Raw genomic sequence first — 15456 nt, forward strand, 5'->3', positions numbered from 1 at the left:
GAGTCCTTAAACGAAATGGTAGAGAATAAAGCGATTAGATAACGATAAAACAAATTATCCAACCACCCTATTAGGTTTAGAAGTAAAATAAGCTATTGTCAAATAGAACAATCCATTGAATTGGTGGCACACCTTAACTAGAATAAGCCACCATAAGTTTAAATCTATCAAGTTATTTTATTTCATGAGCAAATCAAGCTGTTTACTAACCCCTATTTTAGCAAAGAATAACACTAAGACTGTTGACAAAAAGACCTGGTTAAACTTACAAGGTTCAAGTGCTAGTATTGCCTTATATCAAGGTGCTATTACTAATGATGCGCCAATATTACTAGTCACACATGACACTCCGTCGGCTTTAAGGTTAGAGCAGGAATTGCTTAGTTTATCGCAAAAAAAAGATGAACTAACCATTTGCTTATTTCCTGATTGGGAAACTTTACCTTATGACACATTTTCACCTCACCAAGATATTATTTCACAACGCTTAGCGACACTTTACCAACTATCCCGTATGGAAAAAGGCATAGTGATTGTGCCTGTAACCACTTTAGTACAACGCTTAGCGCCTAAAAAATATTTAGAAGCAAACAGCTTAATCATTAACAAGGGTGATAGAAAAGATTTACATCAATTAAGGAAAGGCTTAGAAGCCAGCGGCTATCGTTGCGTTGATCAAGTTATGGAGCATGGCGAGTTCTCTGCCCGAGGCGCCATCTTAGACTTATTTCCAATGGGCAGTAAAACCCCCTTCCGTTTAGATTTTTTTGATGATGAAATTGATGAAATACGTTTGTTTGATCCAGACAACCAACGTTCCAGTGACAAAATAGAGAGAATCAATTTATTACCTGCGCATGAATTTCCTACCGATAAAGCAGCAATCAATTTATTTCGCAGCCAATATAGAGAGTTATTTAAAAGCTCTATTGATAAAGAGTCTATTTATCATCAAGTCAGTAATAATATTCTCCCCCCTGGTATTGAATATTACTTACCGCTATTTTTCGATAAAACTGACAATTTAAACAACAACTCAGATTTATTTAACCAGCAAGGCACTAGCACGTTATGTGATTATTTAGCGCCAAACACCATGATAGCTATCTCTGGTGATTTAGATAAATCGTTAAATCAGTATTGGAAAGACATTAATTATCGGTATGAAAATAGACGTTACGATCCCACTAGGCCACTATTGCCACCAGAGCAATTATTTTTAAGTTCAGAAACGCTCTATACTGCTTTAAAACCATTCGCACGTATTACCATAGTTACCCCCAAAATTGACGACCATCAAGTTGACGATATAACGCAAACACTAGATAAACAAAAGTCTAGCGCCATCGTTTTTGATGTTAAGGCACTGACCGATTTAACTATCGACCATAAATTAAAGCACCCATTTGAGTTAATTAATCGTTTTATTAGTGATAAAGAAACGCCAGATAAAATTTTATTTATTGCCGAAAGCCAGGGTCGCCGTGAGAGTGTATTAGAGTTACTTGCCCGAGATAACATTAAGCCAACGTTGTTTAGTTGTATTGATGATTTTATCAAATCAAACGAAAAATTAGGCATAAGCGTTAATGCGCTTAGTCAGGGTTTTACTTTTCAATCTAAGGGGACTGCTAAAAAAAATGCTATCGCGTTAGTAACAGAAGCAGAGTTACTAGGCGATCATGTTCGCCAGTCAAGACGACGCAATAAATCTCAAGACATTAGCACCGATGCTATCTTTAAAAATTTAGCCGAGCTAACTATTGGTCAAGCAGTAGTGCATATAGACCATGGCATAGGTAGATACTTAGGCTTACAAACCCTTGAAACCGGCGGTATTGTCACCGAATTTTTAATGCTTAGTTACGCTAACGATGCCAAACTATATGTACCTGTTGCCTCACTACACCTTATTAGCCGTTATTCAGGTACTAACAGCGAAAATGCCCCACTACATAAACTAGGCAGTGATAGTTGGAGTAAGGCTAAACAAAAAGCCGCAGAAAAAGTTCGCGATGTTGCAGCTGAATTACTGGATATATACGCAAATCGCGCTAGCAATACGGGTTATTCTTTTAAGCGTGATAAAGAAGATTATTTAGCCTTTAGTGACAGCTTTGGTTTTGAAGAAACCTTCGATCAACAACAAGCCATTAATGCCGTAGTCAGCGATATGCTATCTTCAAAAGCCATGGACAGATTAGTGTGTGGTGATGTGGGCTTTGGTAAAACCGAGGTCGCAATGCGCGCAGCTTTTGTTGCTGTAAATGATGGTAAGCAAGTAGCTATATTGGTGCCAACAACCTTACTTGCTCAACAACATTATGAAAACTTCCGTGACAGGTTTGCTAACTGGCCAGTAGCAATTGAAGTCTTGTCGCGTTTTAAAACCGCAAAGCAACAAAATGAAGTAGTAAAACAAGTAGAGTCTGGCCAAATAGATATTCTAATCGGCACCCATAAATTACTACAAAACAGTATTAAATATAAAGACCTTGGGCTATTAGTCGTTGATGAAGAACATCGATTCGGCGTAAAACAAAAAGAGAAAATTAAACAATTACGCAGTAATGTTGATATTTTAACGCTTACCGCAACCCCTATTCCCAGAACTTTAAATATGGCGATGGGTGGCATGCGTGATTTATCAATTATTGCGACACCACCAGCCAAACGTTTAGCAGTTAAAACCTTTGTTCGTCAACGAGATGAAGCTTTAATTCGCGAAGCTATTCTGCGTGAAACCTTACGTGGTGGACAGGTATACTTCTTACACAATCATGTTGATACTATCGAAAAAACAGCTGCTGACATTCAAACATTAGTACCCGAGGCCAGGGTAGTAACCGCTCACGGGCAAATGCGTGAACGTGAACTAGAACGTATTATGAGTGACTTTTACCATCAACGCTTTAATGTAATTGTTTGTACTACCATCATTGAAACAGGCATTGATGTACCTAGCGCCAATACCATCATAATGGACCGCGCAGATCACTTAGGCTTAGCCCAATTGCATCAACTGCGAGGACGTGTTGGACGCTCGCATCATCAAGCTTATGCATATTTGTTAACTCCTCATGAAAAACGTATCACTAAAGATGCTAAAAAGCGCCTTGAAGCGATTGCTTCATTAGAAGATCTCGGTGCAGGTTTTACCCTAGCAACCCATGATTTAGAAATTCGTGGCGCGGGTGAATTACTGGGTGAAGATCAATCTGGATCAATGAGCCAGGTAGGTTTTAGCTTATACATGGAGATGCTCGATCACGCTGTTGAAGCCTTAAAAGAAGGTAAACAATTATCCCTGAGCCAAGTAACCGCGAAACAAACTGAAATAGAGTTGCGATTACCAGCACTTATACCTGAAGATTATATTTTCGACGTGAGTATTCGTTTAAGTTTATATAAACGTATCGCCAGTTGTAAAAATAAAAACCAGCTAGATGATGTACAAGTAGAATTGATTGATCGTTTTGGTTTACTACCGCAAGCAACGAAGAATTTAGTTCACATTGCTAAACTACGCTTAAAAGCACAAGCAATAGGTATTAACCGAATAGAAGCCAGTAATACTGGTGGCTCAATTGAATTTAGTGATCATACCAAGGTAGATCCTATGCAATTAATGAAACTAGTACAAAAACAACCTACCGTCTATAAAATGGTACCGCCAAACAAATTCAAATTTGTTCGGGCAAACGAAGGGGAGCAAGATCGGTTTACTTTAGTCACTACACTGTTAAATGAGTTGACCTCTTAGCCTTAATACAAGGTCTAAAGTTAATCCTATAACAAATCCTAAAATAAAAAAGCCCCTGTAACAGATTCTGTTACAGGGGCTTTTTTTTGCAAGTTTTTTTATTACAAAATAGTAAACTTAACAAATAAAGCGTGATTTACGCTTTAAAGTCATTGTCAGCAAATGCTTGTAATGTTTGCCCAAATAGTTCGTTACGCCAACCTGTCAAAATATCAACATTCGAGATAGGTGTTTTAGTCGATGATTCTGAGGCTAAAGTTCTCACATCATTAACGTTAAAGTGCCAAGTTAAAAATTGATTTATTTGTTTCTTAGAAGCAAAGTTTTCTATGGTCATGCCATTTTTTTCTGCGATAGCAATAATAAAAGCTTTCACTGATTTGAATATTTGCTTGTAACCCGGGTATTCATCTAAACGGGTAATCTTTGTTGGGTAATCACTCTCGCTAGTTTGGGATGCTATCTTGACTATAGATAGCATGGATTTACCTTTATGGCGTATATCGAGTAATTCAGCGCCCTTAAGTTGATTCATCGCCTCAATATTTTGTGGATTATGCTGAGCTATTGCCATTAGGGTATGATCTTTTGCCACAAAACCGATAGGTAAATCGCGTTTTTTAGCTTGTTGAAAACGCCAACGAGCCAGGTGTTGCAATATATTAAGTTGTTTTGAGTTCAGTCGATAAACCATTTTCATTTGGCTATACAGGTTATCTTCGTCAATAGGCGTAAACTTTCGCTCTATTAACAATTGCGTTTCTTGCTTAGCATAATCCAACCGACCCGCTTGTTCTATTTCAGCAATAAATTTGGGGTAAAGTTGAAATAAATAATCGACATCAGCACTGGCATAATCAAGCTGTTTCTGAGTTAACGGTCTTTTCATCCAATCCGTACGCGACTCTGACTTATCAAGTTCAATGCCAGTAAAATGCTCAACCATAGCAGCATAGCCCATAGATAGACCATGGCCAAGAAACGACATAATGATTTGGCTATCTATTAAGTTAACGGGTTTACAGTTGGCACTGGTTAGAAACACTTCTAAATCTTCAGAGCACGCATGTAGTACTTTAACAATATTTTCATTGGTCAGTAATTGCCAAAATGGTGATAAATCATTAATCGCAATAGGGTCAATCAACGCTAACTGTTTACCGTCAAAAATCTGTAACAAACCCAACTTAGGATACAAAGTACGAGTACGAACAAACTCAGTATCTATAGCGAGTATTTCCGCATTGTTATATTGCTGACATAATTGTTGTAAACTGATTTCATCTTCAATAAATTGATACTGCATGATAATTTCTTACTTCCTGCGACGGCGATTAGCCTGCTGATTACGTTGCTGATGTTTTTTAACTGAACGGCGAATACGACGACTCTTCGCATTATCCATCGCTTTTTCATCAACTTTAACTTTTGATTGTGTTTCAGAGGGTAAGTCCACTAATTTACGGAAATAATTAACTTCTTTTAGCCCAAGTTCAGTCCAACCACCAAGCGGTAATTGACGCTGCATTTCCATATCACCATAACGCACGCGAATTAATCGACTCACTTGCACGTCTTGGCTTTCCCATAAACGACGTACTTCACGATTACGCCCTTCTGATAACACCACATGGAACCAATGATTACGACCTTCACCACCACGATAAGTGATTTTTTGAAAACGTGCCATACCATCTTCTAATTTAACACCTGCGCGAAGTGTTTGTAGCATGGCTTCATTAATTTCACCAAACACGCGTACTGCATATTCACGCTCTACTTTTTGTGATGGATGCATTAACCGGTTAGCTAGCTCACCATCAGTGGTAAACAACAACATACCCGAGGTATTGATATCTAAACGACCAACGGCAACCCAACGACCTGATTCAAGCGGTGGTAAACGATCAAAAACTGTTACTCTACCTTCAGGATCTTTACGGGTACACATTTCCCCTTCAGGTTTGTTGTACATTAATACTCGGCAAATGTCATCGGCTTGAGCAGTCAGCTTAACTTGATGGCCATCAATACGTATTTGTTCAGTGCCATCAACTCTATCACCTAAATAAGCATTATTGCCATCAACGCTCACGCGCCCTGCACTTATCATCGCTTCTATTTCACGACGAGAACCTTTACCGGCACGAGCAAGTACTTTTTGTAGTTTTTCAGAATCTTTCACCGTTGCTTTTTGAAAATCAACCTTGACTGGCTTTTCAACGGGTTTCTTTCCTTTACCTACACCTTTTGTTGGCTCTGCCTTTTTATCTTTAACAGCGCCTTTTTTAGCAACCGATTTTTTTCCTGTACCACGACTACCATATTTATTATCAGTAGAAGCCTGTTTATCTTTAGATGTTTTTTTATCTTTAGGTGCTTTTTTGTCTTGTGACATTTTTTTTACTCAGTTACGTCAGTAGCAGTTCCCTAGTAACTAACTTCTGACTCATTTATACGTTATTGGAACGGTGAAGGATCGCCCTCACCCACTCGCAATATTTCAATATCATCATTAGAAAAATCAACCACTGTGGTGGGATGTTCTCCCAAATAACCACCATGAATAATTAAATCTACTTGATGCTCTAGTAAGTCACGAATTTGTTCCGGATCGCATTCAGTCATGGTTTCACCCGGCATGATCAAACTAGTAGACATTATAGGCTCTGCCAGTTCAGCCAACAAGGCATGGCAAATATTATTATCCGGCACACGAATACCAATAGTTTTCTTTTTTGGATTCAATAATCGTTTAGGTACATCTTTACTGCCTTTAAAAATAAACGTATAAGCACCGGGTGTATTATTTTTCAATAGTCGATAGGCACTATTATCAACCCGTGCATATTCTGAGAGCTGTGATAAGTCTTGGCAAACTAAGGTAAAATTGTGATTTTTATCTATCTTTCTAATTTGACAGATACGCTCCAAGGCTTTTTTATCCCCCAAGTGACAACCGAGGGCATAACCTGAATCAGTAGGATATACAATAACACCACCGTCATTAAGAATAGCCACGGCTTGTTGCATCAAACGACCTTGCGGGTTATCTGGGTGTACGTAAAAAAACTGGCTCATGATATTTTCCTATTTGTAATAGTCGTCGGCATAAAGTCTGAACTACAATTTACGACCATAATGTCCACACAGGTTTTGCGCCATCGGGTAAGATTAAATTTTTACCTAGATCTGACCATTTATTAGGATGATGAAAGTCAGAGCCTGTTGATGCATGTAAATCATATTCTAAACAGTAGTTTAACATTATTTGTCGTTGTTGGGGATTCATTTGCGGCAAAACAATTTCCAAACCATCACCAGCACATTCTTTAAAATGCACAATTAAGCGTCTGAGCCACTTTGCTGATAAATCATAACGAATTGGATGCGCCATCACCGCACTACCACCAGCAACATGAATAACGTCAACCGCTTGTTCTATCGAGCACCACGTTGGTTTTACATAAGCTTTTTGTGTATTACGACCTTTCTTGCCTAAATATTGATCAAATGCTTTTTGCATTGTGCTTACATGACCTTGCTGAAATAACACTTTAGCAAAATGTGCACGGGTGATTGAACCTTTTCCTGCACTTTTTTTAGCATCATCATAAGCATCAGGAAAACCACATTGTGCTAGCTTTTCACCAATAGTGATCGCCCGTTGTTCACGCGCTTGCTGTTGCTCGGTTATTAATTGCAGTAACTGGTCATTATTTTGATCAAAATTATGGCCAACAATATGAATTTCAAAACCTTGCCAAGCCGTCGATATTTCAACACCTGATATTAACGTTATTGGAACTTTTTGTTCATTGATATAGCGCTGTGCTATATCAATGCCTGCTAAGGTATCGTGATCGGTAATCGCTAAAACATCAATTTGATAATTGACCGCCCTATCTATCAAGGTTTGCGGCGACAAACTACCGTCTGAGCAATGAGTGTGGCTATGCAAATCTATTCGGCCATGAGAGAAATCGTCTCGTTTTTCAATTACAAAAGGAAAATCAGTGGTTGACAGCAACGCCATAATATTGTCTTCTATAGGGACTTTCTTGCGAGTAGGCTTTAGACTAACTTAACACTAGAAAAAAGCACTACAAAAAATATAACTGCAAGTTTACAAAGAAGAACAAAATAATGATACTAGCAAAGCAATTTAATTTAAGTAACCACATTTGGTGGTGGCATAACTCTACATAACTGGGTTGTGATAATTGCGTGTGTCTCGTTAAAGCTGAAAGAAAATATAAAAGCTAAACAGAACAAGAAACAAATTTCAAAAACCCGCTAAGTTAAGCGGGTTTTTTACGTTAAACGCTTGTAACTATTCACCTTGTCACTGTATGCCTCTATTTATGTGTCAAAAGTACTCATTGACTAACGTCAACTCCGTGCTTTTTCCTTTAAATTGAACCATACAGTTTAACGTTGAACAGCTACTTGAATAAATAAAACGTTTTAAGTTTTTATTTATACTTTATATAACCTAACAGTAATTAGGATTTACAATGAATAAAACAAGAACATGGTTTCTTTGGTGGCTACAGCCAATTTACGCCGGATGACAACCCTTTAATTCCCTGATTTCAAGAAGAATGCCATGACACAACATAACCAAAGTTTGACAACAGTTTCAACGTTAACAGATAACGCTAATTACCAAAGCGATCCCTTAAGTGTTTACCAACTGCTTTGCCATAATAAAGATAATAACCTGCTACTTGAGTCAGCAGAAATCACGCAAAAGCATTTATTAAAAAGTTTATTACTCACTGATGCGGCAGTTAAAATTATTTGTAATGGTAATACCGTTACTTTTAGAGCCTTAACACTTAATGGCCAAGCTGCTCTGCAATTTGCCGCAACACAACTTAAAGCGCATGCGAAATTATCACTCACTGACGATCAGCAAACCTTAACCGCCATTTTTGCCGATACCCCGACAGAGCTTGACGAAAAAGCTAGGTTAATGGCGATAAACCCCTTTGAAAGTTTACGTTTATTTAACCGGTTAGAAAATACAAACAATCATCATTTTGCTATTTTTCTTGGCGGCGCTTTTGCTTTTGATATGATAGCCATGAGTGAAAAACTCCCTGACGTGCCTGATGGTGAAAACACCTGTCCAGATTTTGTTTACTACCTAGCCGAAACTTTAGTGGTTATTGATCATGAAATAAAAAGCACCGAAATCATTGCGAACATATTCTCTGCTAACACCCCTATTATTCAGACAGAAGTTCAGCAACAATTAACAGCGCGTGTGAGTGAAATTAAGCAGCACCTATCAACCAATATAACACCAGCGCATATTCCATCACTGGTAGCCGTGAAGTCATCCCCTGCTCAGCAAATTAATCATACCGAATCACAAAAAGTATCTGTTGATATTAGCGATGAAAAGTTTTGTCAAACGGTTGAACAATTAAAAGAAAATATTCGTGCTGGTGATATTTTCCAAGTAGTCCCCTCTCGCACTTTTTCAATACCATGTATCGATAGTGTTGCCGCTTATCAAGCGTTAAAAATAAGCAACCCTAGCCCTTATATGTTTTATCTTAAGGACAGTGATTTTTGCATGTTTGGCGCTTCACCTGAATCAGCAATAAAATATCAACAAAATTCTCCTGAAGGAAAGCGCCAAGTAGAAATTTATCCTATCGCGGGCACACGTCCTCGAGGGTTTAATAGCGACGGGAGCATTTCTCTCGATTTAGACTCACGCATAGAATTGGAATTGAGGCAGGATAAAAAAGAGTCAGCCGAACATATAATGCTAGTTGATTTAGCACGAAACGATGTTGCCCGCGTATGTAAAGCCGGTACTCGCTATGTCGCTGATTTGCTAAAAGTAGATAGGTATTCTCATGTTATGCACTTAGTTTCGCGAGTATGCGGTACTTTACTTGAAGAGCTAGATGCGCTGCACGCTTATCAAGCTTGTATGAACATGGGGACACTATCAGGTGCCCCAAAAATAAAAGCGACATCACTTATTAGAGAAGTTGAAGGTAAACGACGTGGCAGTTATGGCGGTGCTGTGGGTTACTTAACTGGCGATGGTGAAATGGATACTTGTATTGTTATTCGCTCAGCGTTTGTTAAAAATAATATCGCTCATGTTCAAGCGGGTGCTGGCGTTGTCTATGACTCTGTTCCCCAAAGTGAAACTGATGAAACTAGACAAAAAGCGCAAGCAGTCATTAGTGCAGTGCTGCTCTCTAACAAGGTAGCAAATAAAGTCGCAAGCCAAACACAGGGAGCAAACTAATGACTAATAATATTAGTAATTGCGAACAAAAAACCAAGCTATTTATGCTCGATAATCTCGATTCATTTACTTATAATCTAGTCGATGAATTTCAATGTTTAGGATTTGAACCAACCGTTTATCGAAATACCTTAAGTGCCGAATTCATTTTCAATAAAATGCATGAACATACTAAACAAAGTGGCGAAAACATCATATTAGTATTATCACCTGGCCCCGGAGATCCAAGCCATGCTGGTTGCTTAATGGCGCTAATCAAATTATGCGCAGGTAAAATCCCTATGTTGGGCATATGCTTAGGCCACCAAGCATTGATAGAACATTATGGCGGCAGTGTTGATCGTGCTGATGAAATTGTTCACGGAAAAGCATCGGCAATTAACCACTGTGAAAGTGGTGCTTTTGCTAATATTCAAAACCCATTACCCGTGGCACGTTATCACTCTCTGATAGGAAAAAACGTACCCAATACATTATCAGTTATTGCTGATTTTAATGATATGCCTATGGCTATTTGTCGCGAAGCCGATGCCGTATTAGCGTATCAATTTCACCCTGAATCTATTTTAACAACTTATGGCACTACTTTATTAGCGCAAAGTTTCGATTATCTACTCGCCTTAAGCGAGCGCTTAAACACTAAAGCGCAAGGAGCATAACATGAAGAATATTTTATCAACCAATATATTAGCAACCTTAGTTGACGGCCAAGATCTCGACCAACAAACCATTACAGCCTTTTTTGAACAAATGCTCAAAGGCGAAACTGATCCTATTTTACTGGCAAGTGTTCTTACCGCGCTAAAGATTAAAGGTGAAACACCCGATGAAATATCTGGCGCAGCCATAGCAATTAAAGCTGCAGCAACAAAATTTCCTCCACAAAAGAATTCAGTAGCTGATTGTGTTGGCACTGGTGGTGATGGCGCTAATACTATTAACATTTCAACCACCGCCGCTATATTAGCGGCTGCATGTGGTTTAAAAATGGCAAAGCACGGTAACCGCAGCGTTTCTAGCATGTCTGGCTCCGCCGATTTACTAGAAGCTTTTGGTGTTAATTTAACGATGTCGCCAACGACCGCTAGCAATTGTTTAGAGAAAGCAAATATATGCTTTTTATATGCGCCCGCTTATCATAGTGGCTTTAAACATGCGGCGGCAGTACGTAAAACGATGGGCGTACGTACACTATTCAATATATTAGGTCCCTTAGCTAACCCTGCTTATCCTAACATCATGCTACTTGGGGTTTATACTCCAGACCTATTAATGCCTATGGCAGAAGCATTGCAACTAACAGGTGTTGAACGCGCTTTTGTCGTTTATGGTAGTGGTTTAGATGAAATAGCCCTACATGGTGATACTCAAGTTATCGAGATTAACGGTGAGCAATTAATTGAGCGTACACTTTCGCCACAAGACTTTGGCCTGAAAAACTACAGCCTTGAAGATATAAAAGGTGGCACCCCACAAAAAAACGCTGATATAATTAAAGCGATTTTATCTGGCAATGGTCAAGAAGCGCACAATGCTGCAGTCATTATTAACTGTGCTGCACTACTTTATTTACATGATAAAGCAAAGGATTTAAAAGCTGCAACCAAGCTTGCCAGTGACGTTTTAAAAAGTGGCAAAGGTTTAGCCACGTTAGAGCTACTTGTGTCATTGTCTAATGAAAAAAGCCCTAATGAAGAAAGCGCTGTTCCGGGAAGTAAGTAACATGGCAAACATTTTAGAAAAAATTACCGCAAACAGACGCATTGAAATTGAAGCGCTTAAAAAAGCTAAACCCTTAACAAGCTTTATAGATGAGCTAACACCAGCAAAAAAGGATATGTACGCTGCACTTAGGCGCACCGAAGATAAACCCGAAGCGGGATTCATTTTAGAATGTAAAAAAGCCTCGCCATCCAAAGGGTTAATTCGCCCTGATTTTGATGTCAAAGCTATTTGCCAAACCTATGACAAATACGCAGCAGCTATTTCTGTGCTTACTGATGAAAAATATTTTCAAGGTGATTTTGATTACCTAAAATTAGTGACTGAAACCGTCAGTTGTCCCGTATTAAATAAAGATTTTTTTGTTGATACTTATCAAGTTTATTTGGCTCGTTATTATGGCGCTGATGCTATTTTATTGATGCTAAGCGTATTGTCTGATGACGAATATTTAGCGTTAGCAAACGTTGCTGAGCAATATAACTTAGCCGTATTAACAGAAGTGTCTACTGTTGAAGAGTGTGACAGAGCCATTAAATTAAACGCTAAAATGATTGGCATTAACAACCGCAATTTACGTGATTTAAGTACCGATATTGTGCGTACCTTTGAGCTTGCACCAAAGCTGCCTGATGACACTATCATCATTTCTGAATCGGGTATTTACAGCAATGAACAAGTTCGAGAATTAGCCCCTGCTGTTGACGGTTTTCTCGTTGGTAGCTCTTTAATGGCAATGGATAACAATCGCTATAACGATATTGATTTAGCTTGTCGTAAACTTATTTTTGGCAATAATAAAGTATGCGGTTTAACCGCGCCAAAATACGCTGAAGCAGCAGCAAAATCTGGTGCACGTTTTGGTGGTTTGATTTTTGCTGAAAAATCTCCCCGCGCCATCACTAAAGCCCAAGCACTAGACATAATAAACACTAAGCCATATTTGGACTATGTTGGCGTTTTTGTGAATCACCAAATTTCTGAAATTGTAGACTTAGTAAAAGCTCTCAACTTAGCTGCCGTGCAACTTCATGGCAATGAAGATGAAACCTACGTATCGGAGCTTAAAGCACAATTAAATGAACATAACGGTGAACATTGCGAGATTTGGCAAGCAAAATCAGTAGTAGAAAGTGTACCTAATTTAAGTGAGCAAGTTGCTCACCATGTACTCGATGGAAAATCTCCAGGCTCAGGTCAACCGTTTGATTGGCAAATATTAACCACAAGTGAACAAGATTTATCACAGTGTTTTTTAGCCGGCGGCCTTAATAACGACAATATCCAATTAGCCCTTAAGCAATTAACCCAATTAGATTTATTTGGACTCGATCTCAACTCAGGTGTTGAAAGTAGCCCAGGTATAAAATCCAGCGAAAAACTAACCCAAGTTTTTGCGCAAATAAGGAATTACTAGAATATGAGCAATACAACAAAAAATACTCCAAATAACATAATAAAAGAAACATTACCTCCCTATTTTGGCGAATTTGGCGGCATGTTTGTCGGTGAATTATTAGTGCCTGCATTAGAGCAATTAGAACAAGCTTTCATTGAATCACAAACTGATGAAGCATTTCTAACCGAATTTAATAATTTGCTGACCAAATATGCGGGTCGTCCAACACCATTAACCTGTTGTCGAAACATCGTTAAAAACCCGTTAGCAAAAATTTATTTGAAACGTGAAGATTTACTACACGGTGGCGCCCATAAAACTAACCAAGTATTAGGCCAAGCATTACTTGCTAAACGCATGGGCAAGACTGAAATCATCGCTGAAACAGGCGCTGGTCAACATGGCGTAGCAACGGCAATTGCTTGTTCATTATTAGGGTTGAAATGTAAAGTTTATATGGGTGCGGTCGACTGTAAACGTCAACAACCTAATGTGTTTCGCATGGAATTAATGGGCGCCGAAGTTATTCCGGTAACCGCAGGCTCTGGCACCTTAAAAGATGCGGTAAATGAAGCATTACGTGATTGGTCTGCCAATTATGAAAATGCACATTATTTATTAGGTACTGCCGCTGGCCCGCATCCTTTTCCAACCATTGTTAGAGAATTTCAAAAAATGATCGGCGAAGAGGCCAAAGCACAATTTTTTGATGAAGAAGGCCGTTTACCTGATTATGTTATTGCTGCGGTGGGTGGTGGCTCAAATGCTATTGGTATATTCAATGATTTTATTCAACATGAAGAAGTAAAATTAATTGGCGTAGAACCCGGTGGTAAAGGTATTGAGACCAATCATCATGGCGCAACTTTAGTCGCTGGCAGTAAAGGCATGTTACACGGAAATTACACTTATGTGATGCAAGATAAGTATGGTCAAATTCAGGAGTCTTATTCTATTTCTGCTGGGCTAGACTACCCTGCAGTTGGCCCTCAACATGCCTTTTTAAAAGATACAGGTAGAGCCCAATATGTCGCTATCAATGATGACGAAGCGTTATCTGCTTTTCAAGAACTAGCTAAAAGTGAAGGGATTATCCCCGCGCTCGAATCTGCTCATGCGTTAGCGCAAGCCCTTAAAATGGCAGAAACGGTGACAACAGAAACTATTTACTTAGTGAATTTATCGGGTCGAGGCGATAAAGATCTTGACCATGTTAATGCCATTTTAAATCCAAACGAACAAGATAAAAACACTGGCGTTAAGCACAGAGGAGAAGCGTAATGGTTCAAACAACTAACACACAATCAACCCCACAAGCTGGCTACCGTTACCAAAAAGCTTTTGCTGATTTAGCCAAAAAAAATGAAAAAGCTTTTATCCCTTTTGTCACCATTGGCGATCCTAATGCAGAACAATCATTTAAGGTTATCAAAGTATTAATTGATGCTGGCGCTGATGCCTTAGAGTTAGGTATTCCGTTTTCAGACCCAAGCGCCGATGGTATTACTATTCAAATGGCAGCGCTTCGTGCGCTAAATTCGGGTATAAATACGGACATTTGTATCGACATACTGGCCAAAGTTCGTGAATATGCACCTAATATCCCTATTGGTTTGCTGTTATATGGTAACTTAGTTTTTGCCCGTGGCATTGATAACTTTTATCGAGACATGGCACAAGTAGGTGTTGATTCGGTATTAATTGCTGACTTACCCATTCGTGAAAGCTTACCCTTTAGAGAAGCGGCATTAAAGCACGGCGTAGCCCCTATTTTTATTGCACCACCCAATGCAAGTGAGGATACCTTACGCGGAGTATCATCTTATAGCCGCGGTTATACTTATGTTTTAAGCCGTGCGGGTGTTACCGGTGTTGATGTTATTGAAGAGAGCACTCAAACAACATCTCCTGCAGAGAGCTTAATTAGTAAATTAACACAATATCACGCTGCGCCACCTGTTTTAGGGTTTGGTATTTCAGCACCGCAACAAGTTAAAGATGCTTTAGCTGCGGGAGCAAGTGGCGCAATAAGTGGTTCTGCGGTAGTCAAGATCATTGAAAACAACTTAGCTGATAATAAAAAAATGCTAACTGAATTGACAAACTTTGTTAGTAATATGAAAGCGGCAACTAAGTAGAAAGCTAAGTAAAATGCAACTGGCAGCGTATCAATACCTGCCAGTTAATTTACTTATCCTGTAATAAAATCATCGTATAAAAGAACTAAATATTCTCATAATAAATAACGAGAGTAGTCAAAAGAAGAAGCACTTTAATCTCTCTCAAATGAAC

General features: G+C 38.8%; 11 protein-coding genes. 7 read left to right on the forward strand and 4 right to left on the reverse strand.

Annotation, left to right across the window (positions count from 1 at the left end):
- Nucleotides 1-184 precede the first annotated feature (184 nt).
- Nucleotides 185-3763 (forward strand): transcription-repair coupling factor, encoded by a 3579-nt coding sequence (mfd, locus tag DWA31_RS00265; protein ID WP_114324682.1) that lies wholly within the window; start codon nt 185-187, stop codon nt 3761-3763.
- Between the two features lie 136 nt (nt 3764-3899).
- Here the strand turns inward: mfd and rnd are convergent, their stop codons facing one another.
- The 4 genes from rnd to rnm all read right to left on the reverse strand — a co-directional run bounded on the left by rnd (nt 3900) and on the right by rnm (nt 7799).
- Nucleotides 3900-5069, reverse strand: a complete 1170-nt coding sequence (rnd, locus tag DWA31_RS00270) for a ribonuclease D (RefSeq protein WP_114324683.1) — start codon at nt 5067-5069, stop codon at nt 3900-3902.
- A gap of 9 nt (nt 5070-5078) precedes the next feature.
- Nucleotides 5079-6161, reverse strand: a complete 1083-nt coding sequence (rluB, locus tag DWA31_RS00275) for a 23S rRNA pseudouridine(2605) synthase RluB (protein WP_114324684.1) — start codon at nt 6159-6161, stop codon at nt 5079-5081.
- 62 nt (nt 6162-6223) lie between these two features.
- Nucleotides 6224-6844 carry an L-threonylcarbamoyladenylate synthase gene (locus tag DWA31_RS00280; protein ID WP_114324685.1) on the reverse strand — a complete coding sequence of 207 codons (621 nt, stop codon included), beginning with the start codon at nt 6842-6844 and terminating at the stop codon, nt 6224-6226.
- 49 nt (nt 6845-6893) lie between these two features.
- Nucleotides 6894-7799, reverse strand: a complete 906-nt coding sequence (rnm, locus tag DWA31_RS00285) for an RNase RNM (RefSeq protein WP_114324686.1) — start codon at nt 7797-7799, stop codon at nt 6894-6896.
- Nucleotides 7800-8372: 573 nt separating this feature from the next.
- Between rnm and DWA31_RS00290 the strand changes: the two genes are divergently transcribed.
- From DWA31_RS00290 to trpA, 6 genes are read left to right on the forward strand one after another with little or no spacing between them, the layout of a single operon-like run.
- Nucleotides 8373-10043: an anthranilate synthase component 1 gene (locus DWA31_RS00290; protein ID WP_114324687.1), complete on the forward strand. Its 1671-nt coding sequence runs from the start codon at nt 8373-8375 to the stop codon at nt 10041-10043.
- Nucleotides 10043-10702, forward strand: coding sequence for an aminodeoxychorismate/anthranilate synthase component II (locus DWA31_RS00295; protein WP_114324688.1), 660 nt, complete (start codon nt 10043-10045; stop codon nt 10700-10702). The genes DWA31_RS00290 and DWA31_RS00295 overlap by 1 nt, the downstream gene beginning before the upstream one ends.
- 1 nt (nt 10703) lies before the next feature.
- Nucleotides 10704-11765, forward strand: coding sequence for an anthranilate phosphoribosyltransferase (gene trpD / locus DWA31_RS00300; protein WP_114324689.1), 1062 nt, complete (start codon nt 10704-10706; stop codon nt 11763-11765).
- Between the two features lies 1 nt (nt 11766).
- Nucleotides 11767-13182, forward strand: coding sequence for a bifunctional indole-3-glycerol-phosphate synthase TrpC/phosphoribosylanthranilate isomerase TrpF (trpCF, locus tag DWA31_RS00305; protein WP_114324690.1), 1416 nt, complete (start codon nt 11767-11769; stop codon nt 13180-13182).
- A 3-nt stretch (nt 13183-13185) separates the two neighbouring features.
- Complete coding sequence (gene trpB, locus DWA31_RS00310; RefSeq protein ID WP_114324691.1) at nt 13186-14445, forward strand: tryptophan synthase subunit beta; 1260 nt, start codon at nt 13186-13188, stop codon at nt 14443-14445.
- On the forward strand, nt 14445-15302 hold the full coding sequence (gene trpA / locus DWA31_RS00315; protein ID WP_114324692.1) for a tryptophan synthase subunit alpha: 858 nt from the start codon (nt 14445-14447) through the stop codon (nt 15300-15302). Before trpB ends, trpA begins: the two co-directional genes overlap by 1 nt.
- Nucleotides 15303-15456: the final 154 nt, after the last annotated feature.

The organism is Candidatus Colwellia aromaticivorans, assembly GCF_003333305.1.
Lineage (GTDB): Bacteria > Pseudomonadota > Gammaproteobacteria > Enterobacterales > Alteromonadaceae > Colwellia > Colwellia aromaticivorans.